Below are 20,563 nucleotides of genomic sequence, written 5' to 3' on the forward strand. Positions count from 1 at the left end.
GGTTCTCACGGCGCACCACCGCCGTGGCTGAGCGCGCAGTTCCCCGCGCCCCTAAAAACACGTGGCTGGCCCCCCGGCAAAAGAACCGCACCAGGGCCGCGCCCCAAAAAACACGTGGCTGCCGCCCCGGCAGAAGAACCGCCCAGGGCCGCGCCCCTAAAAAATCGGCGTGCCGACCAGCGCAAGGAAACCGCCCAGGGACCGCGCCCCCAAAAAACGCGTGGCTGCCGCCCCAGCAGAAGAACCGCCCGGGGCCGCGCCCCGAAAAGATCGGCGTGCCGACCAGCGCAGAAGAACCGCCCAGGGGCCGCGCCCCTGGAAGAGCGCCCCTGCCCGGGAGGGCCCCGGCGGGGGGCTAGCCGTAGGAGAGTTTTTTGCAGGGGTCGGTGTCCGCGGCGCGAGCCTGCTGCGTGAGATTGGTGGGCAACGGCTTCGGCTTGCTCGCCGCCGAGGCGAAATCCTGGCCGACGACGAGATTGATGCCCGAGATGGCGAGCGGAGCGAGCTCCGCGCCGGGAAAGAGCTTGGCGAGCTCGGTGGCGTGCGCCTTGTCGGCGGGCCCGTACTCGATACGGGTGGTGGCGTGGTCCTGGGACTTGGCGGTGGAGGTCCCGGTGACGGTGTAGCCGGAGCCCTTGAGCTTGTCGGCGGCCTTGCCGCCGAGCCCGTCCACGGTGGTGCCGTTGAAGACGCCGACCGAGACGCCGGTGCCGTCGACCGTGGCGGCGGGCGTCGGGGAGGCCGTCGACTTCGGCTTGCCCGACGCGTCGACGCCTTCCAGGGTCCGGTTGGCCCGCAGCTCCGCGAAGAGGTCGTCCACGTCGGGGTGGACGAGGTCGATGCGCGGCCCGTCGTACTTCCACGGCGCGGTGATGAACTGGATGTTCTTGAGGTCGATGTTCTTCAGCGACAGCCCGAAGGACATCAGCTTGGTGGCGCTGCCGAGCCCCGGGTCCACGGTGAGCGACTTGGTGGCGGCGTCGGCCAGCGGCAGCAGCGTCGTCGGGTTCATGCCCTGCCCCTTGATCTTGGCGATCAGGGCGGACAGGAACGCCTGCTGCCGCAGCATGCGGCCGACGTCGGAGTTGTCGCCGACCCCGTGCCGTACGCGGACGTAGTCCAGCGCCTGCTGGCCCTGGAGGTTCTGCATGCCCGCGTCGAGGACGACCTTGCCCTTGCTGCCGCGGTTGGGGTTCATGTCCCCCTGGTAGATCTTGTTCGGCACGCAGACCTCGACGCCGTGCACGGCGGAGGTCATGGACGCGAAGCCCTCGAAGTCGACCACCATGGTGTGGTCCACGCGCAGCCCGGACAGCTTCTCGATGGTGTTCTGCGTACACGCCGGATTGCCCTTGGCCGTGTCGCCCATCGAGAACGCCGAGTTGAACTGCGCCCTGGGCTGGTCCGGCGACCACTTGCCGTCGGGCAGCAGGCACGGGGGTATGTCGACCATCGAGTCACGCGGTACGGAGATGCCCACCGCGTGTTTGTGGTCGGGGTAGACGTGCAGCAGGATCGTGGTGTCCGAGCGGCCGATGTCGCCGGAGGCGGAGCCGCCGAGCTTGCCGTTCGCGCCGGAGCGGGTGTCGGAGCCGATCAGCAGGACGTTGACGGCGGTGTGGCCGTTGGCGTCCGCGGGCCCGGCCTTGGGCCGGTTCTTGCTCAGCCCCGCCGAGTCGAACGTCGAGATATTGGCGTTGAGCTTCAGGTAGATCGCGCCGGCGCCGCCGGCCAGCAGCACCACGAAGGCGACGGATATCGCGATGATCCAGCGCTTGCGACTGCGCTTGGGTTCTCGCTTGCGCCCACGAACGCCCATTCCCACACCTTCAGTCCGGTGGCTCGCACGCACACGACGAAGCCCCAACGTTTACCACTTGAACCATCCCGCTCGTATGACGCGCGTCACACCGGCTCCGCCTCGGGGGAATTGCCCGGCGAGACACTGTACGTGGTGCGCATTTCGGTAATCGTCAATGCGGGGAGGGTGACGGAATCGGGAGCGGAAGCTCCGCATCCGCGGCTGTCCGTGGCGCGGCGCGCACGCGAAGGGCCGGGGCGCACGCGAAGGGCTCGGGCGCACGCGAAGGGCCGGGGCACACGCGAAGGGCCGGCTCCCGCCGTCATCGGCGGAAGTCGGCCCCGGGCGCACGGCTCACAGTTCGCGCTGGAAGGAGTTCAGCCAGTCCAGGGAAGCGGTGGGCGTCAGCGCGACATCACTCAGCGCGTTCATCGCCTTCTGGTACTCGACCACTTCGTCGGGCTTGTCGATGTAGAGCGCCCCGGTGAGCTGCTCCAGGTAGACCAGGTCCGGCAGATCGGACTCCGGGAAGCTCAGCAGCGTGAAGGCGCCGCCGCCCGCCGCGTGCCCGCCCGTGGCGAACGGCAGGATGCGGACGTCGACGTTGGGCCGCTCGGCGGCTTCCAGGATGTGCCGCACCTGGTCGATCATCACCTGCCGGCCGCCGAACGGACGGCGCAGCGCGCCCTCGTCCATGACGGCGACGAAGTGGGGCGCCTGCTCGGAGACGAGAAGCTTTTGCCGCTCCAGGCGTAGACCGACTCGTCTTTCCACCCAGGGCACGGCTGCCTCGGGGTGACCAAGCCGGATCACCGATCTTATGTAGTCCTCGGTCTGCAACAGGCCGTGCACGAACTGCACTTCGAAGGTGCGGATCAGCGCGGCCGACTCCTCCAGGCCCACGTACGTCTGGAACCACGTCGGCATGACCTCGCCGTATCCGTGCCACCAGCCGGCCGCGTTGGCCTCGCGGACCAGGCCCAGCATGGCCGCCCGCTCGGCTTCGTCCGTGACCTCGTAGAGGGTCAGCAGATCGGCGACGTCACGCTCCTTGAAACTGACTCTTCCCAGCTCCATGCGGCTGATCTTCGATTCGGAGGCCCGGATCGAGTAGCCCGCCAGCTCGCGGGTGATGCCCTTGGACTCACGCAGCCGCCGCAGCTGCGCTCCGAGCAGCATTCGTCGCACGATGGACCCGCCTCCCGGCTGCCCTGCGCTCATAGGTCACGCTCCGCCCTTGGTTCATCAGCAGTCTGCCACTAACGGACTGCGCGGTGTACCCGTTCGGTCACTCTCCACCGACACGTGCATCAATTCCTTGCAGATGCACGTGCAGACGCTCTTGCATCGGAGGGTGCTGATCCATGAGCATGGTGGACGTGCAGATACCCCGGGGGCACGTATGAAGGCAGAGGCAGTCGCCGTGCTGGAGCCGTTATGGCAGGGAGTGCTCGCGCCTGAGCGCGTGGCCTCGGGTAACGGAGCCACCTGTGAGCTGCCCGCCGCCCTGGAGTCAGTGGGTGAGGCACGTCACTTCACGCGCGCGACGCTCCAACGATGGGATCTGTCCACGCTCCGCGACTCGGTCGAACTGGTCGCGTCCGAGCTGGTGACCAACGCGCTGCGGTACGCGGTGCCGATCGGCGCGCCCGGCGCCCCGGTACGGCTGAGCCTGGTGCGCTGGACCTCGCGCGTGGTGTGTGCGGTGCGTGACCCCAGCGGGGTGGCGCCCGTCGCCAAGGACCCTGATTTCGTGGCCGAGACCGGCCGCGGACTTCATCTGGTGGACTCGTTCAGCGAGAACTGGGGATGGCACCCGCTGAGCGGCACGGGAAAGGTCGTCTGGGCGCTTTTTCTCACACCGGGCGGACCCTGTTAGTTCCGCCGGTTCCACGCGGGTCGCGGCGCAACCGGCGCATTACGGGACCAGGTGGTCGAATTCACCGGCTTTCACGCCGATGATCATCGATTCGATCTCCGCACGTGTGTATATCAGCGCCGGACCCTCGGGGAAGCGCGAATTCCGTACGGCGACCTCGCCGTCGGGCAGGGCGGCGAACTCGACGCACGTTCCATTGGCATTACTGTGACGGCTCTTCTGCCAGACCACTCCACGTAGGTCTTCTGCAGCCATTCCGTTGTGCGTCCGGCGCATCAGCCACTCCCCATAAGTGCCATGTCTGGTACGGCAGATCATAACTCGTTGGGCAGGCACGTGCATGTGCACGTGCATGTGCACGTGCAGTCACTCGCTGTGATCTTCAGGGCTCGACCCCCCGGGGCTGTTCACAGCCCTTCACAGCCCGGCTACCCGGAAAAGGGGCGGCGGATGCCCCCCGGTCGTCCGATACGATATTGACCGTCCGTAGAGGAATTACTCACTCCCCGCAACGAATTGGGAGCAGCCCGCAATGGCGCGTCACCTCATCACCTCAGCCCTCCCCTATATCAACGGGATCAAGCATCTGGGCAACATGGTGGGGTCCATGCTCCCGGCCGACGTCTACTCGCGGTATCTGCGGCAGCGCGGCCACGACGTCCTCTACATCTGCGCCACCGACGAGCACGGCACCCCCGCCGAGCTGGCCGCCAAGGAGGCGGGCCTGCCGGTCGACGTCTTCTGCGGCCAGGCACACCTCGCGCAGAAGGCGATCTACGACGGCTTCGAGCTGTCCTTCGACCACTTCGGCCGCAGCTCCTCGGCGGAGAACCGCGACATCACCCAGCACTTCGCGCGCAGGCTCAACGAGAACGGCTTCATCGAGGAGCGGGCCGTCCGGCAGGTGTACTCGCTCGCCGACGAACGCTTCCTGCCCGACCGCTACATCGTCGGCACGTGCCCGTACTGCGGGTACGACAAGGCCCGCGGCGACCAGTGCGAGAACTGCACGCGGGTGCTCGACCCGACCGACCTCATCGACGCGCGCTCCGCGATCAGCGGCAGCAGCGCGCTGGAGGTCCGCGAGACCAAGCACCTGTTCCTCCTCCAGTCCAAGCTCGCCGGCGAGGTCGAGGCGTGGATCGACGCGAACGGCGCCGACTGGCCCACCCTGGCCTCGTCCATCGCGCGGAAATGGCTCACCGAGGGACTCCAGGACCGGGCGATCACCCGTGACCTGGATTGGGGCGTTCCCGTACCGGCCGACACCTGGCCGGAGCTGGCCGCGGACGGAAAGGTGTTCTACGTCTGGTTCGACGCGCCCATCGAGTACATCGGTTCCACCAAGGAGTGGGCCGACGCCGCGTCCGAGGGTGAAGTACGGGACTGGAAGTCGTGGTGGTACGAGGCCGACGACACGGTCCGTTACACCGAGTTCATGGCCAAGGACAATGTGCCCTTCCACACCGTGATGTTCCCGGCGACCCAACTGGGCACCCGTGAACCGTGGAAGAAGGTCGACTACGTCAAGGCTTTCAACTGGCTGAACTACTACGGCGGCAAGTTCTCCACCTCGCAGCGCCGCGGTGTCTTCACCGACGCCGCCCTCGAGTTGCTGCCCGCCGACTACTGGCGCTACTTCCTCATCGCGAACGCGCCGGAGTCCGACGACACCTCCTTCACCTGGGAGCTGTTCGCGGCGGGCGTCAACAAGGACCTCGCCGACACCCTCGGCAATTTCGTCAACCGCGTCCTGTCCTTCTCGCGCAAGCGATTCGGCGACGAAGTGCCCGCGGGTTCGGCGGCCGGCGCCGCCGAGGCGAAGCTCGGCGAGCAGATCGCCGCGCTGCTCACCGAATACGAGGGCCACATGGAGACGCTGCAATTCCGCAAGGCCGCGCAGTCGTTGCGGGCGCTGTGGAGTGCGGGCAACTCCTACCTGGAGGAGAAGGCCCCCTGGATGGAGATCAAGACCGACCAGGACGGCGCCGCGCTCACGCTGCGTACCGCGATGAATCTCATCCACCTCTACGCGGTGGTGTCCGAGCCGTTCATCCCGGCCTCGGCCGCCGCCATGCGGGCCGCCTTCGCGCTGCCCGCCGACGACGCCCGCTGGGTCACCGCCGACGAGGCCCGCGCGCTGGACTCGGTGCCCGCGGGCACCCCCTTCACGGTGCCGCCGGTGCTCTTCGCGAAGATCTCCGACGAGGACCTGGCGTCGTACATCGAGCGGTTCGGCGGCGACCCGGACGCGCCGGCCGCCTGAGGAACGCGATCGGGGCCGTGCGTACGGCCGTTCAGCGCGCCAGCGCGGCCCCGTCGCCCATCACCACCACCGGGTGCAGCTTCGGGTCCAGGGTGCGCAGCAGCGTCCGCATGGCCTGCTGCGGCAGCGAGACACAGCCCTGGGTCGGGCCGCCGTGGTCCACGTGCAGCCAGATGCCGCCGCCGCGCGAGGCGCCCAGCGGACGCGTCCAGTCGCGCGGTGACGTGCCGGGCAGGTGGTTGTAGTTGATGGCGATGACGTAGTCGAAGGAGCCCGCCAGCGGCTCGCCCCTGAAGCCGGTGCCGGAGACGCTGAAGCCGATCGGCGCGTGGTCGTAGGGGAGTTCGGTGCCGGGGTCGGGGAGGTGGCCGCCCGCGTCGGTGAGGCCGAAGACGCCGATCGGTGAGCGCAGATCGCCGGTGCGGTGCGTGTCGGTCCAGCCGCGCAGCGCGTTGTGCGCGGCCCACACCGGACCCGAGGGCCGCCAACCGGCCGTGTTCTCGCGGGTGTAGAAGGTGACCTTCGCGTCGGGCGAGTCGGGGCCGGCGCCGGTGACCAGGACGGCCTGCCGCGCGTCGGCGGGGATCTGCGAGCGCGTCTTCGGCCCCAGGCCCGGCAGTTGGGCGGGCGGCGCGGGTGTCGTGCGCACCGGCTCGGGCGCGGACCTGCCCGCCCGGCCCGCGGGACCGCTCACCACCGTGCTCAGCGGCCCCTCGTCGCCGACCTTCGACGCCCGCACGCCCGTGCCACCGGCCACGCAGCCGGACATCAGCGGGGCGGCGGCCAGCGCGGTCAGGACGGCGGCGGCCAGGAGACGGCGGGGGCGGCGGGTGGTGCGCATGACGTGGCGGGGGCCTTTCACGGGAGCCTTCACGAGAAGACGGCGTTCTTCAGCGCGTCGTTGATCTGGGACTGCTGCGCGTCGGTGGCGTCGGCCAGGCACACCGAGACCTCGATCAGAACGTCGGAGCCGGACGCGTCGGTGAGCAGGGCCTTGGTCTGCGCGGTGCCGCCGACCGCCCGGCAGGCGCTGACGACGACGGACGAGGTCACCGGGTGGCCGTCGGCGTTGAGCTTGTCCACCGTCGTCTTGCTGTGCCGGAGTGTCAGCATCATCAGCGCCCCGCCGCGGGTCAGGGTGCGGACCAGCGGGGTGCAGAAGCCGTCCAGCGGCTTGACGCAGCCGTCGGTGGGCAGGCCGAGCGCCTGCGAGGAGGCGAAGACGTCACCCGTCTTGGGCGCGACGACCGTCGTCCAGCCGGGCGGCAACCGCAGGTCGAGACCGGCCAGTTCGGGGAAGTGGTACGTGACCGCCGCCGACGCGGCGGACGCCGACTCGGTCGCGCGGGTGGTCTGTCCGAGGCTCGGGGTCGGGCTCGGACCGCTGTCCACCGGGCCGGTCGCCGTCGAAGCGCTCGCCGTCGGGCCGCCGCTGCCGGACGCGGGCGGCGCGAGCGAGGTGACGACGGCGGGCGGCGCCGGGGCGCTCGCCGCGCCGCCGAGACCGGGCAGCACCGTCCCGGCCGCCGCGACCGCCACCACGACGGTGGCGGACATCCCGACCGCGCGGCGCCTGCGACGGCGCAGCGCACGCTCCTTGACCCGCTCCAACCGCTGTACGGGGGCGGGCAGTTGGGGCACCGCGCGCTCCAGCAGGTCGCGCAGCTCGTCCTCCGCGAAACGCTCATCCGGCATGGTGTTCACCTCCGACGCCCGTGTCGACCGCTTCGGGCAGCCGTCCGCGCAGCGCCCGCAGCGCCTTGGACGCCTGGCTCTTGACGGTGCCCTCCGTGCAGCCGAGGACATCCGCGGTGTCGGCCACGCTCAGGTCCTCGAAGTAGCGCAGCACGACCACCGCGCGCTGGCGTACCGGCAGTTCCCGTATCGCCGCGGCCAGCGCCTGCTCCAGGTCCACGTCCCCGTACGGGTCCGCCGGCTGCGGGCGGTCGGGCAGCTCGCCGTGCGGCACCTCGCCGCGCCAGCGCCGCCGCCACCACGAGGCGTGGGTGTGCACCAGCGCCTTGCGTACGTACGCCTCCGGGCTGTCGCCCGCGATCCGGTGCCACTTCGGCCACACCCTGGCCAGCACCGTCTGGAGCAGGTCCTCTGCGAGGTGCGGGTCGCCGGTCAGCAGCCACGCGACCCGCAGCAGTCTGGGGCCGCGGGCCGCCACGAACTCCTCGAAACCGGGGTGCGACACCGTTGTTCCTCTCCACACCCCTTCAACGCGGTGACCCGCCTCCGGGGTTGCCCCCCGGCTCGCCCCTCCCGAGACGCGGTCCTAGCGCCCCGCGGAAGGGCGCCCTGCCGAAGGGCGGAGCTGGATGTGGAGCTCGCGCAGCCGCGCCTCCTCGACCTCGGAGGGCGCGCCCATGAGCAGGTCCTGGGCGTTCTGGTTGAGCGGAAACGCGATCGTCTCGCGGATGTTGGGCTCATCGGCGAGGAGCATGACCATACGGTCGACGCCCGGCGCGATGCCACCGTGCGGCGGCGCGCCGAAGTGGAAGGCGCGGAGCATGCCGCCGAACTCGGCCTCCACCGTCTCGCGGGTGTAGCCCGCGATCTCGAACGCGCGGTACATGACGGCGGGTTCGTGGTTACGGATGGCTCCGGAGGACAGCTCGATGCCGTTGCAGACGATGTCGTACTGCCAGGCCAGGATGTCCAGCGGGTCCTTGGTGTTGAGGGCTTCGAGGCCGCCCTGCGGCATGGAGAAGGGGTTGTGCGAGAACTCCACGGCCCCGGTGTCCTCGTTGCGCTCGAACATCGGGAAGTCGACGATCCAGCAGAAGCGGAAGACGTTCTCCTCGAACTGGCCGGTGCGCTTGGCGGCCTCGACCCGGACCGGGCCCATGATCTTGGAGACCTCGTCGAACTCACCGGCGCCGAAGAAGATCGCGGTGCCGGGCTTCGCGCCGACGGCGGCGAGCAGCGCGGTGACGTCCTCGGGGGTGAGGAATTTGGCGATCGGGCCGGTCAACGCGTTGCCGTCGCCGACCCGGACCCAGGCCAGGCCCTTGGCGCCGAGCGAGACCGCGTACTCGCCGAGCTGGTCGAAGAACTTGCGCGGCTGCTCGGCGGTGTCGGGCACGGCCAGCGCGCGTACGTGCTTGCCGGCGAACGCCTTGAAGCCGCTCCCGGCGAACACGTCGGAGACGTCGACCAGTTCGAGCGTGGTGCGCAGGTCCGGCTTGTCGTTGCCGTACTTGAGCATCGACTCGCGGAAGGGGATGCGCGGGAACGGCGAGGTGACCGTGCGTCCGCCGCCCAGCTCGGTGAAGAGGTCGGTCATGACCTTCTCGATGACGCCGAAGACGTCCTCCTGCTCGACGAAGCTCATCTCGACGTCGAGCTGGTAGAACTCGCCGGGCGAGCGGTCGGCGCGCGAGTCCTCGTCGCGGAAGCAGGGCGCGATCTGGAAGTAGCGGTCGAAGCCGGAGATCATCAGGAGCTGCTTGAACTGCTGCGGGGCCTGCGGCAGCGCGTAGAACTTCCCGGCGTGCACGCGGGAGGGCACCAGGAAGTCACGGGCGCCCTCGGGGGAGGTGGCCGACAGGATCGGGGTGGCCATCTCGTTGAAGCCGAGCGCGGTCATCTCGCGGCGCAGGAAGGAGATGACCTGGGTGCGCAGCATGATGTTGCGGTGCATGCGCTGGCGGCGCAGGTCGAGGAAGCGGTTGGTGAGCCGCATCTCCTCGTTCGCGTTGTCCTCGGGGAAGACCGGGAAGGGCAGCGGGTCGGCCGCGCCCAGCACCTCCAGGGCGGTCACGTCGACCTCGACCTCGCCGGTCGGCAGCTCCGGGTTGACGTTCTCCGCGGAGCGGGCCAGGACGCGGCCGTCGACGCGGACGACGGACTCCTTGGACTGGCCGCTGAGCTGGTCGTACACCGGGGAGCCGGGGCGGACGACGAGCTGGGTGAAGCCGTAGTGGTCGCGCAGGTCGACGAAGAGGATGCCGCCCAGGTCGCGGCGATTGTGCAGCCAGCCGGACAGGCGGACGTCGGTGTCGACGTCGGTGGCGCGCAGCTCGCCGCAGGTGTGGGACCGGTACCGGTGCATCATTCGTCCTCGACGCTGGATGTTGGGTGGGTGGCCGGGCCAGCGGCCCAGCACAGCTTACCGGCGCCCGCACACCGGCCTCACTCCGGATTCGGTGGGGCGTAAGGCCACGAAGGCCGCCCTACTGGGCCATAAACTCCCAATTCTCATAAACTGGCACAATGCGCACCGAGGACGTCCTGGCCGCAGTCGGTACCGGGCTGTGGCAGTGGCACGAGGCCACCGGCACCGTGACGGTCGACGCCCGCGCCGCGCGCCTGCTCGGGCTGTCCGGCGGCCCGGCCGAGCACCGGACGTCCGCCGTTCGGGCGTGCCTGCACGCCGCCGATTACGTGTCGCTGGCCGGCGCGGTCTCGCTGGCCTACTCGGAGGGCACGGTCGCCGAGGCGCTGGTGCGGGTGGTGGGCGACGACGGCGCGACCCTGCGGACGGTACGGGCCAGGGTGCGCCCGCAGGGCACGGTGATGGCGGGCACGCTGCACGAGGTGCGCGGCGGCCCCTCACGGGCGGCGGCGCAGGCGGGCGGCGGCTGGCGGCGGGCCAGGGAGGCGTTCCTGCTGGACGCGGGGCGCGCGCTGGCCGAGGCCGACTCCACCGCCGAGGTGCTGCGGGTGGCGGCCACCTTGTCGATGCCGGGTTTCTCGCCCGACGGCCTCGCCGTCTTCGGCACGGACGGCGACCGGCTGTCGGTGATCGGGCACCACGGGCAGGCGGCGGGCACCGAGGACCCCTTCCTCGACATGCCGCTGGACACCGACTACCCGGCCGCGCTGGTGGTCCGTACCGGCCAGGCGGTCTATCTGCCGTCGCCGGCCGCGTACGAGGACCGCTTCCCGGTCACCTGGCCGCTGGTGAAACCGTTCGGCCGCTCCTCCTGGGCGTATCTCCCGCTGGTCGTGGCCGGGTCCACGATCGGCGCCTGGATGGCGGCCTTCCGCGACCCGGTGGCCTTCACGCCCGACGAGCGCTCGGTGCTCACCACCGTGGCCCGGATGCTCGCGCAGGCGCTGTCCCGCGCGCATCTGCACGAGTCGGAGCGCGCCCTGACCGACGGCCTCCAGCGCACGATGCTGCCCGCGCGCAGGCCCGGCATCGAGGGCATGGCGGTGGCCGCCCGGTATGTGCCGACCGGCGGCGGCCTCCAGGTCGGCGGCGACTGGTACGACGTGATCGGGCTGCCGTCGGGCCGAACCGCGATCGTCATCGGCGACGTCCAGGGCCACGACGTACGGGCCGCGGGGATCATGGGCCAGCTGCGGATCGCGCTGCGCGCCTACGCGGCCGAGGGCCACCACCCGGACGCGGTGCTCTCGCGCACCTCCCGCTTTCTGGCGGGGCTGCACGACGGGCTCCCCGACGGGCCGGCGGACGGGCTGCGCGACGGCCTGCACGAGGGGCTGAGCGCCGACGAGTCCGCCGACGTACGCTTCGCGACCTGCCTCTATCTGGAGGCCGACCCGCTGACCGGCACGCTCGACGTGGTGCGCGCCGGGCACCCGGAGCCCGCGATCCGGCTCGGCGACGGTACGACGATCGTCCGGCGTACGGCGGGCGGCCTGCCGCTGGGCATCGAGCCGGACACCGACTACCCGACGACCCGGCTGGTCCTGGAGCCCGGCGAGGTGCTGCTGCTGTGCACCGACGGCCTGATCGAGACCGGCGGCCACGACCTGGAGACCGGCTGGCAGCGGCTGCGCGATGTGCTGGAGGCCGGGCCCGCGGGCGATCTGGAGGAGCTGGCCGACTCCCTGATCCGCGCGGTGCACGGGCCCGCCTCCCACCACACCACCGGGCCGCTGGCCGACCGCCGCGAGGACGACATCGCGCTGGTCCTGCTGCGCCGCGACCCCGACGGCCCGACCTGCGCGGTCCCGGTCCGCCGCGCGGTGCTGACCGTCTCGCAGACCGACCCGGGCCGCATCCGCGCCACCCGCGACGACATCCGTGCCCTGCTGCACGACTGGACCTCGGCCGACCAGGTCGAGTCCGCCGTCCTGCTCGTCTCCGAACTGGTCACCAACGTGCTGGTGCACACCGACGAGGACGCCGTACTGACCGCCATGGTCACCGGCATGCCCGGCACCCGCCGCCTCCACGTCGAGGTCGGCGACCGCTCCGACGACATGCCGCACCGCCGCTCCCCCGGCGAGATGGCCTCCTCAGGCCGCGGCCTGATGCTCATCGAGGAGCTCGCCGACGCCTGGGGCGTCGACCCGCGCGGCGACGGCAAGTCCATCTGGTTCGAGCTGTACGAGGCGACGAGCCCGTCGATCGGGTGACCGCCCGGCGGGGGGGGCGGGGTCGGCCGCGGACGCGAATCCGTCACGGTCGTGTGAACCGGCCGTGAAACGGAGGAAAACACTGGTCGCACAGAGCGGTTGGGCCCGCTCCAACGCCCCGTGGAGCCGGTGCCTCCACCTAGCCTGAACGCCTACGTGACGGGCGATCGTACGGCCGACCGCGCGCCCTGACACTCACGCCGGCGAAAAGGCAGCACTGGGATGAGCCTGAAACTCCCCGCACCCACGGACGATCCGACGTCGCCCGGCGACCCGACCGCGCCCGGCGACCCGACGTCGCCCGGCCACGTACCGGCGGCGTCCGCCGCACCGGCACCGCGCGGCGGCGGGAAGGGCCGGTTGCGGGCGCTGGACGGGCTGCGGCTGGTGGCCGCGCTCATGGTGGCGATCTACCACCTGGCCTTCCGGGGCAGCGGAGCGTGGCGCGGACAGCCGCTGGAGATCTTCCCGCACCTGTCGCACGCCGCCGCGTACGGACCGCTGGGCGTGCAGTTCTTCTTCATCATCAGCGGCTTCGTGATCTGCATGAGCGGCTGGGGCCGCAGCGTCAAGGCGTTCGCGATCTCCCGGATCAGCCGCCTGTACCCGGCCTACTGGGCGGCGCTGATCCTGGTGACCGTCGTCCTGTTCGTCCTCGGCTACAAGACCGTCTCGCGCACCGACCTGCTCACCAACTTCACGATGCTCCAGACCCCGGCGGGCTCCGAGCGCGTCCTGGGCGTCTCCTGGACGCTGTGGGCCGAGATGCGCTTCTACGTGCTCTTCGCCGTCACCGTCCTGTGGCGCGGCGCCACCCGCAAGCGCGTCCTGGCCTTCTGCGCCCTGTGGACGATCGGCGCCCTGTACGCGGACTCCTCCGGCCAGGAGTTCCTCAAGCTGGCCCTGATGCCCGAGTACGCGCCCTTCTTCATCGGCGGCATCGGCCTCTACCTGCTGCGCCGCTTCGGCCACGAAATGCTGACCTGGGGCGTCGTCGCGACCGGCTTCCTGCTCGGCCAGCACTACGCGGTCCTGGGCCTCGTCCCCAAGCCCGGTGTGGCCGTCACCTTCCACCGCTCGCCGACCGTCGTCATCGCCCTGGTCGCCGCGGGCTTCGCCGCCATCGCCGCGGTGACGCTCGTGCGCCGCGTCGCCGACGTCGACTGGCGCTGGCTGACCACGGCGGGCGCCCTGACGTACCCCTTCTACCTGGTCCACGAGATCCTGGGCACGCTCGTCATCGAGAAGCTGAAGGCCCACACCGGCATACCGAACTACGGCGTACTCGCCCTCGCCATCGGCTCGATGCTGCTGCTCGCCTACCTCATCTACCGCCTGGTCGAACGCCCCTTGACGCCGATCCTGCGCCGCGCGCTCACCCACCAGGCCAACCGCCTGTCCGAAGCCCGCCCGGCCTCGACCGGCTGACGTCGCTGAGCCCGGCGACCACCGACTTCCCGCGCACCGGGCGCGGCACGACTCCCCAGACCTCGGCGAGGGCGTCGATGAGCACCAGCCCCCTTCCGCCCTCGCTCTCCGGCCCGGCCTCGGCCAACTCCGGCTTCTCCGGCCCGCCGTCGGACACCGCCACCCAGTAGTGCCCGTCGGCGGGCCACAGCACCAGCTCGATGACCGCGTCCTCCTCGCACCGGTCCCCGTGCCGCACGGCGTTCGTGACCAGCTCACTGGTCACCAACCCGAGATCCGCGGCCAGTTGGGGCTCCACTCCACGAGGGAGCGCCTCCGCGACGGCGTGCCGCGCCCGGCGCACGGACTCCGGCCGCGCCGGGAAGCGCCAGAGTGCTGGTAAGCGGGGGATTTCAGGCATGACGAACTCCGTTGCGTCGAAGGGGTCTTGTGGCGTCTTGAGGGTTCGCCGGTGGCATGCCGCCGTCACTCGCGGTGCGCTTCCGACGTAGTTGTGCGTAGCTGCGCGCTACTACGGTAGGGCATCGGGGGTACGTGTGCTACCTATTCGCCGATGACCCGTTGGACCGGGCTTCTCACCGCAAGGCAGACTGGGCCACGGAGGGGAGGGAGCCCATGCCGCCGAGAAGCAACCCGACAGCACGCCAGCAGCGTCTGGGTGCGGAGCTCCGCAAGCTACGGGAGGACGCGGGACTGTCCACCGAGCAGGCGGCCGCCCTGCTGGACACGAAGCGGACCGTCATCTCCAGCACCGAGGCCGGTCGGCACGGGACGAGTCCCGAACGGGTGCGCCGGATCGCCTTCGTCTACGAGTGCACCGACCAAGCGCTGATCGACGCGCTGGTGGCGATGTGCGGCGACCGCGTGCGCGGCTGGTGGGAGGCGTACGAGGACGTCCTGCCGTCGACCTTCCTCGACATCGCCGAACTGGAGTGGCACGCCCAGGGCTTGCGCGTCAGCACGATGACCCACATGCCCGGCCAGTTCCAGACCGAGGCTTACGCCCGCGCCCTCTTCGACGCCGCCATCCCGGCGTTGCCCCCGGCCGAGTACGAGGCCAGGGTCGCCCACCGCGTCCAACGCCACGAGGCGATCGACCGGCAGGACGCCCCGGCGTACGAACTCGTCGTCCACGAGGGTGTCCTCCGTACCGAGGTGGGCGGGCGCGCGGTCCTGCGCGACCAGCTCAACCACCTGATGACCGCCGCCGAGCGCGACAACGTCACGGTCCAGGCCATCCCGTTCTCCGCCGGTGCCTTTCCCGGCTCGGGCCAGTCCATCCTCTACGCCCGCGGCCAGGTCGCCCGCTTGGACACGGCCCTGCTGGACCGCGCCACGGTCGGCGAATTCCTGCACACCGAGGCGCACTTGTGCAAGTACCGACTGCACCTCGACGAGATGCAACGCATAGCCCTTCCGCCCGAAAAGACGCGCGACCTCGTGCACTCCATCACGTCCCAGCTCTAGGAGAGTCCCCCCGTGCCCGACATCACCTGGGAAGCCCCCTTCTGCCAAGACGCAAGCAACTGCTTCCGCCTCGGCACCGACGCCGACGGCAACGGCTACATAGCCGTCAACGGCCAAGAAGACCGTCCCCTCACCGACACCCGCGAAGCCCTCCGCACCCTGATCACCGACATCAAGGCCGGCAAGGCCGACCACCTGCTGTAGTCGCGACACATCTCCACGACCTGCGCGCTCAGGCCCGTACCCCGAGGAGACCAAACCCCGATGCCCGACATCACCTGGGAAGCCCCCTTCTGCGGCGAAGGCAGCTCCTGCTTCCGCCTCGGCACCGACGCCGACGGCAATGGCTACATAGCCGTCAACGGCCGCGAGGACGAATACCTCACCGACACCCGCGAAGCCCTCCGCACCCTGATCACCGACATCAAGGCCGGCAAGGCCGACCACCTGCTGTAGGCCGGCCACCTCGCGGTCAAGGAGCCCCCGACGGCCGTCGGCCGTCGCCGTCGGGTCAGGTCACGACCCGCAGTTCGGGGCTGCCGGCCAGGTCGATGCCGTAACGGGCGTAGACGGCCGTGGTGTTCTCGCTCGTGAGGGCGTCCCGGTCGAGCGAGAGCCGGTCGGCCGTCTTCGCGGAGCCCTTCGACGGCGAGGCCCTGCTGGTCAGCCACTCCTCCGGCACCGGCGACACCCTTCTCGTACAGGCGGACCAGGGGGCGAACGTAGGTCGGGGCGGAGGGGTCACTCGATGGGGCGAAAAATGCGATCGTCGTCCCCTATGTACCGATTGGCGGAGAGCGACGGATGGGCCGTTGGGGTCGAATGACCCGGACCAACCGTCGCCGCAGCACCCGTCGGAGAAGACATGAAGGTCTCAGGAACCAGGTTCGCCGGACTCGCGGCGGTCGCCGTGAGCACGCTGTCGCTCGGCGCCATCGTCGCGTCGGCCGCGCCTGCCGTGGCCCAGCCGCCGATCTGCGGCACCACCGACTGTCCCAGTCTGTCGCCGGCCAACCTGTCGGCCACCCAGGGATCGCTGAACGTCACGCAGATGCAGTTGGAGAACATCTCGGCCACGGCGACCGACGCGGTCACCGGCCGGCCGCTGGCGGGCGCGCTGGTCCAGTTCTCCACCAGCAACGGCCGCGCGCTGGGCTCGGCGTACACCAACTACCAGGGCGTCGCCGCCATCAGCGCCTCGGAGAACTTCGGCCCCGGCACCGTCCAGGAACTGCTCAACGGCTACACCGCCGTGCTGGTCGGCGACGGCATCCACGCCCCCGCCTCGGCGCACGCGGCGATCACCATCGGCACGGACTGCACCATGGCCGCCAGCAGCGACCGCGGGCTGAAGTGCGCCGTCGTCCCGGTCGACTGGAGCCGCTGAGCGTGTGGCCTTTCCGCCGTTCCGGCGCGGCCACACCGGTAGCAGCCACACCAGCAGCGGACACCGCCGTAACGACCGCTTCCGCCGAGGTCACCTCGACGGGAGCCGTCAACGGCTACCACGTGCTGGCGACCGTCGCGGCCCTGCCGGTCAGCACCTGGCGCTACCTCTGGGAGCCGGAGCACGTACGCCACATCGGTCCGATGTCCCAGGACTGGCACGCCGCCTTCGACTTCCAGCACGCCAACACCAGCGTGATCCCGCTCGTCGACGCCAACGGCGTCGCCATGGTCTGCATCCAGGCCCTGAACCGGCGCATCGACGAACTGACCGCCGAAGTGCGCGGCCTGCGCGAGATCACCGCGCAGCACGCACGGTCGGGCCGATGAGCGAGCCCGCGGACGAGGCGGGCCTGGCGGCCCTGCGCGAGTTGGTGGCGGCCCCCGCCGACCGCTTCCGTCAGCGCCCCGCCCCGGGACCCGAACAGGAACCGCGCACCCTCACCGTGGGCATGGCGACCTACGACGACTACGACGGCGTGTACTTCACCGTCATGAGCCTGCTGCTCTACCACGCGGAGGCGATGGACCGGGTCAGCGTCCTGGTCGTCGACAACCACCCCTCCGGGCCGCACGCCTGGGCGCTCAAGCGCCTGGAGCAGCAGATCCCCCAACTGCGTTACGTCCCCTACGACCGCCGCGTGGGCACCGCCGCCCGCGACCGGATCTTCCGCGAGGCCGTCTCGGACTGGGTGCTGTGCGTGGACTCCCACGTCCAGCTGCTGCCCGGGGCGCTGGCCGCCCTGCTGGACCATATCGACGAGCACCCCGACAGCGGCGACCTGCTCCAGGGACCCCTTGTCTCCACCGACGGGCACACGGTGTCCACCCACTGGGAACCGCGCTGGGAACGGTTCATGTACGGGGTCTGGGCCACCGACCCGCGCGGCACCGACCCCGACGCTCCCGCCTTCGAGATCGGGATGCAGGGCCTCGGCCTGTTCGCCTGCCGAACGAAAGCCTGGCCAGGGCTCAACCCCGCCTTCACCGGCCACGGCGGCGAAGAGGGCCACCTGCACGAGAAGTTCCGCCGCTCCGGCCACACCACCTTGTGCCTGCCCGCCCTGCGCTGGACGCACCGCTTCGACGCGCCGCGCCCCGGCCACATCACCCAGGACTGGTACCAGCGCCTGCGCAACTACCTGATCGGCTTCGACGAACTCGGCCAGAGCGCCGGCGAGGCCGTCGGCCACTTCACCTCGATCCTGGGCGAAACAGCCGTCCGCCAGGGCCTGGCCGACTACCGGACCGAGACACGCAGCCCCTTCACCGCCTTCGACGGCATCACCTGCATCAACCTCGACGACCGGCCCGACCGCTGGGAGACCGTGCGACGGCGGCTCGGCGCGCTGGAGATCCCCGCCGCGCGCGTCCACCGCCTGTCGGCCACGGCGACCCCCGTCAACCACCACATCGGCTGCGCCCTCTCCCACCGCCGGGCCATCCAGCAGGCCCACATTGACGGCCTGGAGTCCCTGCTGGTCCTGGAGGACGACGCGGTCTTCCTGCACGGCACCACGTGGGTCCTGCGCCGCGCCCTGGCCGAACTCGGGTCACGGCCCTGGTCGTTGCTCTACCTCGGCGGCGCCGACTGGGGCCGGACCTTCCCGCGCGCGGAGAACTGCGGACACATCGAGCCCGTCACCGGGATCACCACCGCCCACGCCATCGCGTACCACCGCGATGTCTTCACCGACCTGCTCGACGAACTCCCGGACACCGTCGACGGCATGACCGCCTGGATCCGGCGCCACACCGCGATCGACCAGTACCTCGCCGCCTGGGACCGGCCCGACTGCTACCGGACCGTCCCCGTCGTCGCCGCCCAGACCGACCAGATCCACCTGGTGGCGGAGGACCTGCGCGACCAGTTCGCCCTCTGAACCGTCCCCGCGAAGGCACCCGAAGGAGCGCCCGCCCGGTGAACTCGCCCCAGGCCCGCCGTGACGGGCTGCGCGTCAAGTCCCTCGCGGACGGCCGCCTGGCCGTCTACGACGAGCGGGCCGAGCAGGGACACCTTCTCGGCCCGCAGTCCGCCGCGGTCTACCTCCTCGCCGACGGCACCCGCACGCTCACCGACCTCACCGCGGCCGTCGCGCGCGTCCGGCCCCCGGCCGACACCGCGGCCGTCCGGCTGGCGCTCGGCGAGCTGACCGCCGCGGGCCTGCTCGACACACCGCCCGGCGCGCGGCCCGGCGCACCGTCCGGGCCGCCGGGGCGGACCGGCTAGCGGCCGAGGGCCGTGTCGGCGGGGATCGTGCCGAGGCGACCGGCCTGGAAGTCGTCGAACGCCTGGGCCAGTTCGGCGTGGGTGTTCATGACGAAGGGGCCGTACTGCATCATCGGCTCGCGGATCGGGAGGCCGCCGAGCAGGACGACCTCGAAGTTGGGCGAGCGGGACTCCTGGGTCTCGTCCGCGCGGATGGTGAGGGAGTCTCCCTTGCCGAAGACGACGGCCTGGCCCATACGGAAGGGGCGGGCGTCGGGGCCCGCGAAGCCGCGGCCGGCGAGGCCGTAGGCGAGGGCGTTGAAGTCGGCGCGCCAGGGCAGGGTCACCGAGGCGCCGGGGTTCACCGAGACGTGGATCATCGTGATCGGGGTGTGGGTGGCGCCGGGGCCCTCGTGGCCCGCGAGGTCACCGGCGATCAGCCGGATCAGCGCGCCGCCGTCACCCGAGGTGAGCAGCTTCAGGCCGCCCGCCCGGATGTCCTGGTACTTGGGCGGCATCATCTTGTCGGCCTTCGGCAGGTTCACCCAGAGCTGGAGGCCGTGGAAGAGGCCGCCGCTGGTGACCAGCGACTCCGGCGGGGTCTCGATGTGCAGCAGACCGGACCCGGCGGTCATCCACTGGGTGTCGCCGTTGGTGATCGTGCCGCCACCGCCGTGCGAGTCCTGGTGGATGAAGGTGCCGTCCATGATGTACGTGACGGTCTCGAAGCCGCGGTGCGGGTGCCAGGGGGTGCCCTTGGGCTCTCCCGGCGCGTACTCCACCTCACCCATCTGGTCCATCATGATGAACGGGTCGAGGTTGCGGTAGTCGATGCCCGCGAAGGCGCGGCGCACGGGGAAGCCCTCCCCCTCGAAACCGCTCGGGGCGGTGGACACCTGTAGCGCCTTGCGGGGCTGGGCGTCGTCGGGCGCGCTCACACGCGGCAGGGTCAGCGGGTTCTCTACGGTCACGGCGGGCATGACTGCCTCCTTCGGGATGCTCCGGTTCCAAAGTAGTTGAACACTGAACATCTCGCAAGGCGTGACTATTCCAGCACTCACCGGAGGGGAAGATCGAAAGCGCGGGCGTACGAGCCGGGACGTGCGCCCGTACGGTCTCAGGCGTACCGCCGTACGGTCTCAGGCGCGCCGCCGTACGGTCTCAGGCGTGCCGCCGGGCAGCCTCAGCCGTACATCCGGCGCATCGTGAAGTCGACCATCTGCTCGACCGCCTTGGCGTCGAAGACCATGCGATGCTGGCCGTCGATGTCCAGCACGAAGCCGTAGCCGGTGGGCAGCAGGTCCAGCACCTCGGCGCCGGTGATCACGAAGAACTTGGACTCCTTGCCCGCGTACCGCCGCAGCTCCTTCAGGGAGGTGAACATCGGGATGACCGGCTGCTGGGTGTCGTGCAGCGCCAGGAAGCCCGGATTGTCGCCGCGCGGGCAGTACACCTTGGACGTGGCGAAGATCGCCTGGAAGTCCTCGGCGGCCATCGAACCCGTGGTGAAGGCGCGGACCGCGTCGGCCAGGGACGGCGGGGAGGGCTCCGGATAGCCACCGGGCATGGGTGCGGCGCCCTGGACCGGGCCGGGTCCGGGATTCACGCTCTGCTCGTAGCCGTACACGGCCTCAAGAGTAACGGCCCCCGGGACGAGGAAACGGTCACATCCGACCCTTCCGGGGTTGCTTCTTATTACCGACGGGTAGCATTATTTTCCACGAGTGC

At 70.6% G+C, this 20,563-nt stretch carries 22 protein-coding genes; 11 read left to right on the forward strand and 11 right to left on the reverse strand.

Features of this window, described 5'->3' with window-relative positions; all coding sequences use genetic code 11:
- Positions 1 to 355: 355 nt before the first annotated feature.
- Together ACFY9V_RS01500 and ACFY9V_RS01505 are read right to left on the reverse strand one after the other, a co-directional pair.
- Positions 356 to 1,819 (reverse strand): LCP family protein, encoded by a 1,464-nt coding sequence (locus tag ACFY9V_RS01500; protein WP_391041857.1) that lies wholly within the window; start codon positions 1,817 to 1,819, stop codon positions 356 to 358.
- A gap of 336 nt (positions 1,820 to 2,155) precedes the next feature.
- Positions 2,156 to 3,022, reverse strand: a complete 867-nt coding sequence (locus ACFY9V_RS01505) for a helix-turn-helix transcriptional regulator (RefSeq protein WP_355339639.1) — start codon at positions 3,020 to 3,022, stop codon at positions 2,156 to 2,158.
- 181 nt (positions 3,023 to 3,203) lie between these two features.
- Between ACFY9V_RS01505 and ACFY9V_RS01510 the strand changes: the two genes are divergently transcribed.
- Positions 3,204 to 3,680: an ATP-binding protein gene (locus ACFY9V_RS01510; protein ID WP_355339636.1), complete on the forward strand. Its 477-nt coding sequence runs from the start codon at positions 3,204 to 3,206 to the stop codon at positions 3,678 to 3,680.
- A 39-nt stretch (positions 3,681 to 3,719) separates the two neighbouring features.
- On the opposite strand, the gene ACFY9V_RS01515 is transcribed toward ACFY9V_RS01510, so the two are convergent.
- Positions 3,720 to 3,956: a DUF397 domain-containing protein gene (locus tag ACFY9V_RS01515; RefSeq protein WP_355339633.1), complete on the reverse strand. Its 237-nt coding sequence runs from the start codon at positions 3,954 to 3,956 to the stop codon at positions 3,720 to 3,722.
- A gap of 256 nt (positions 3,957 to 4,212) precedes the next feature.
- Here ACFY9V_RS01515 and metG point away from each other — a divergent pair, with 256 nt between their 5' ends.
- Complete coding sequence (gene metG, locus ACFY9V_RS01520) at positions 4,213 to 5,946, forward strand: methionine--tRNA ligase (RefSeq protein ID WP_391158634.1); 1,734 nt, start codon at positions 4,213 to 4,215, stop codon at positions 5,944 to 5,946.
- A gap of 31 nt (positions 5,947 to 5,977) precedes the next feature.
- Here the strand turns inward: metG and ACFY9V_RS01525 are convergent, their stop codons facing one another.
- The 4 genes from ACFY9V_RS01525 to aspS all read right to left on the reverse strand — a co-directional run bounded on the left by ACFY9V_RS01525 (position 5,978) and on the right by aspS (position 10,006).
- Positions 5,978 to 6,787 (reverse strand): L,D-transpeptidase family protein, encoded by an 810-nt coding sequence (locus ACFY9V_RS01525; RefSeq protein WP_355339627.1) that lies wholly within the window; start codon positions 6,785 to 6,787, stop codon positions 5,978 to 5,980.
- Between the two features lie 29 nt (positions 6,788 to 6,816).
- Positions 6,817 to 7,641, reverse strand: a complete 825-nt coding sequence (locus tag ACFY9V_RS01530) for a hypothetical protein (protein WP_391158637.1) — start codon at positions 7,639 to 7,641, stop codon at positions 6,817 to 6,819.
- Positions 7,631 to 8,146, reverse strand: coding sequence for a SigE family RNA polymerase sigma factor (locus ACFY9V_RS01535; protein ID WP_355339621.1), 516 nt, complete (start codon positions 8,144 to 8,146; stop codon positions 7,631 to 7,633). Before ACFY9V_RS01535 ends, ACFY9V_RS01530 begins: the two co-directional genes overlap by 11 nt.
- 81 nt (positions 8,147 to 8,227) lie before the next feature.
- Entirely contained in the window at positions 8,228 to 10,006 is a 1,779-nt protein-coding gene (aspS, locus tag ACFY9V_RS01540; protein ID WP_355339618.1) for an aspartate--tRNA ligase, read from the reverse strand.
- 161 nt (positions 10,007 to 10,167) lie between these two features.
- On the opposite strand from aspS, the gene ACFY9V_RS01545 reads away from it, so the two are divergent.
- Together ACFY9V_RS01545 and ACFY9V_RS01550 are read left to right on the forward strand one after the other, a co-directional pair.
- Complete coding sequence (locus tag ACFY9V_RS01545; RefSeq protein WP_355339615.1) at positions 10,168 to 12,285, forward strand: SpoIIE family protein phosphatase; 2,118 nt, start codon at positions 10,168 to 10,170, stop codon at positions 12,283 to 12,285.
- A gap of 222 nt (positions 12,286 to 12,507) precedes the next feature.
- The gene (locus ACFY9V_RS01550; RefSeq protein WP_391158639.1) at positions 12,508 to 13,713 is read left to right on the forward strand and encodes an acyltransferase family protein; all 1,206 of its coding nucleotides are present in this window, start codon (positions 12,508 to 12,510) and stop codon (positions 13,711 to 13,713) included.
- Here ACFY9V_RS01550 and ACFY9V_RS01555 read toward each other — a convergent pair.
- Positions 13,661 to 14,113: an ATP-binding protein gene (locus tag ACFY9V_RS01555; RefSeq protein WP_391158641.1), complete on the reverse strand. Its 453-nt coding sequence runs from the start codon at positions 14,111 to 14,113 to the stop codon at positions 13,661 to 13,663. The genes ACFY9V_RS01550 and ACFY9V_RS01555 overlap by 53 nt on opposite strands.
- Before the next feature lie 215 nt (positions 14,114 to 14,328).
- Between ACFY9V_RS01555 and ACFY9V_RS01560 the strand changes: the two genes are divergently transcribed.
- From ACFY9V_RS01560 to ACFY9V_RS01570, 3 genes are read left to right on the forward strand one after another with little or no spacing between them, the layout of a single operon-like run.
- A complete protein-coding gene (locus tag ACFY9V_RS01560) occupies positions 14,329 to 15,180 on the forward strand; it encodes a Scr1 family TA system antitoxin-like transcriptional regulator (RefSeq protein WP_391158644.1) in 852 nt (283 codons plus the stop codon).
- 12 nt (positions 15,181 to 15,192) lie between these two features.
- The gene (locus tag ACFY9V_RS01565; protein ID WP_391158647.1) at positions 15,193 to 15,384 is read left to right on the forward strand and encodes a hypothetical protein; all 192 of its coding nucleotides are present in this window, start codon (positions 15,193 to 15,195) and stop codon (positions 15,382 to 15,384) included.
- A 60-nt stretch (positions 15,385 to 15,444) separates the two neighbouring features.
- Entirely contained in the window at positions 15,445 to 15,636 is a 192-nt protein-coding gene (locus tag ACFY9V_RS01570) for a hypothetical protein (RefSeq protein ID WP_355339601.1), read from the forward strand.
- Between the two features lie 55 nt (positions 15,637 to 15,691).
- On the opposite strand, the gene ACFY9V_RS01575 is transcribed toward ACFY9V_RS01570, so the two are convergent.
- The gene (locus ACFY9V_RS01575) at positions 15,692 to 15,862 is read right to left on the reverse strand and encodes a hypothetical protein (RefSeq protein ID WP_355339598.1); all 171 of its coding nucleotides are present in this window, start codon (positions 15,860 to 15,862) and stop codon (positions 15,692 to 15,694) included.
- A gap of 183 nt (positions 15,863 to 16,045) precedes the next feature.
- Between ACFY9V_RS01575 and ACFY9V_RS01580 the strand changes: the two genes are divergently transcribed.
- From ACFY9V_RS01580 to ACFY9V_RS01595, 4 genes are read left to right on the forward strand one after another with little or no spacing between them, the layout of a single operon-like run.
- Positions 16,046 to 16,567, forward strand: a complete 522-nt coding sequence (locus ACFY9V_RS01580) for a hypothetical protein (RefSeq protein WP_355339595.1) — start codon at positions 16,046 to 16,048, stop codon at positions 16,565 to 16,567.
- A 2-nt stretch (positions 16,568 to 16,569) separates the two neighbouring features.
- Complete coding sequence (locus tag ACFY9V_RS01585; protein ID WP_355339593.1) at positions 16,570 to 16,956, forward strand: tail fiber domain-containing protein; 387 nt, start codon at positions 16,570 to 16,572, stop codon at positions 16,954 to 16,956.
- A complete protein-coding gene (locus ACFY9V_RS01590) occupies positions 16,953 to 18,509 on the forward strand; it encodes a glycosyltransferase (protein WP_391158651.1) in 1,557 nt (518 codons plus the stop codon). The genes ACFY9V_RS01585 and ACFY9V_RS01590 overlap by 4 nt, the downstream gene beginning before the upstream one ends.
- Positions 18,510 to 18,547: 38 nt before the next feature.
- On the forward strand, positions 18,548 to 18,856 hold the full coding sequence (locus tag ACFY9V_RS01595) for a hypothetical protein (RefSeq protein ID WP_391158653.1): 309 nt from the start codon (positions 18,548 to 18,550) through the stop codon (positions 18,854 to 18,856).
- Here the strand turns inward: ACFY9V_RS01595 and ACFY9V_RS01600 are convergent.
- Entirely contained in the window at positions 18,853 to 19,815 is a 963-nt protein-coding gene (locus tag ACFY9V_RS01600) for a pirin family protein (protein ID WP_391158656.1), read from the reverse strand. The two genes, ACFY9V_RS01595 and ACFY9V_RS01600, sit on opposite strands and share 4 nt — an antisense overlap.
- A gap of 203 nt (positions 19,816 to 20,018) precedes the next feature.
- The gene (locus tag ACFY9V_RS01605; RefSeq protein ID WP_391041886.1) at positions 20,019 to 20,462 is read right to left on the reverse strand and encodes an SseB family protein; all 444 of its coding nucleotides are present in this window, start codon (positions 20,460 to 20,462) and stop codon (positions 20,019 to 20,021) included.
- Positions 20,463 to 20,563 lie beyond the last annotated feature (101 nt).

This window comes from Streptomyces sp. NPDC008317 (assembly GCF_042955955.1).
Taxonomy (GTDB): Bacteria; Actinomycetota; Actinomycetes; order Streptomycetales; family Streptomycetaceae; genus Actinacidiphila.

Coding starts and splice junctions, on each gene's coding strand:
- ACFY9V_RS01515 (WP_355339633.1), bottom strand. CDS start 3,956: ATGCGCCGGACGCACAACGGAATGGCTGCAGAAGACCTACGTGGAGTG.
- ACFY9V_RS01510 (WP_355339636.1), top strand. CDS start 3,204: ATGAAGGCAGAGGCAGTCGCCGTGCTGGAGCCGTTATGGCAGGGAGTG.
- aspS (WP_355339618.1), bottom strand. CDS start 10,006: ATGCACCGGTACCGGTCCCACACCTGCGGCGAGCTGCGCGCCACCGAC.
- ACFY9V_RS01555 (WP_391158641.1), bottom strand. CDS start 14,113: ATGCCTGAAATCCCCCGCTTACCAGCACTCTGGCGCTTCCCGGCGCGG.
- ACFY9V_RS01500 (WP_391041857.1), bottom strand. CDS start 1,819: ATGGGCGTTCGTGGGCGCAAGCGAGAACCCAAGCGCAGTCGCAAGCGC.
- ACFY9V_RS01545 (WP_355339615.1), top strand. CDS start 10,168: ATGCGCACCGAGGACGTCCTGGCCGCAGTCGGTACCGGGCTGTGGCAG.
- ACFY9V_RS01580 (WP_355339595.1), top strand. CDS start 16,046: ATGAAGGTCTCAGGAACCAGGTTCGCCGGACTCGCGGCGGTCGCCGTG.
- ACFY9V_RS01600 (WP_391158656.1), bottom strand. CDS start 19,815: ATGCCCGCCGTGACCGTAGAGAACCCGCTGACCCTGCCGCGTGTGAGC.
- ACFY9V_RS01590 (WP_391158651.1), top strand. CDS start 16,953: ATGAGCGAGCCCGCGGACGAGGCGGGCCTGGCGGCCCTGCGCGAGTTG.
- ACFY9V_RS01560 (WP_391158644.1), top strand. CDS start 14,329: ATGCCGCCGAGAAGCAACCCGACAGCACGCCAGCAGCGTCTGGGTGCG.
- ACFY9V_RS01550 (WP_391158639.1), top strand. CDS start 12,508: ATGAGCCTGAAACTCCCCGCACCCACGGACGATCCGACGTCGCCCGGC.
- ACFY9V_RS01505 (WP_355339639.1), bottom strand. CDS start 3,022: ATGAGCGCAGGGCAGCCGGGAGGCGGGTCCATCGTGCGACGAATGCTG.
- metG (WP_391158634.1), top strand. CDS start 4,213: ATGGCGCGTCACCTCATCACCTCAGCCCTCCCCTATATCAACGGGATC.
- ACFY9V_RS01570 (WP_355339601.1), top strand. CDS start 15,445: ATGCCCGACATCACCTGGGAAGCCCCCTTCTGCGGCGAAGGCAGCTCC.
- ACFY9V_RS01530 (WP_391158637.1), bottom strand. CDS start 7,641: ATGCCGGATGAGCGTTTCGCGGAGGACGAGCTGCGCGACCTGCTGGAG.
- ACFY9V_RS01525 (WP_355339627.1), bottom strand. CDS start 6,787: ATGCGCACCACCCGCCGCCCCCGCCGTCTCCTGGCCGCCGCCGTCCTG.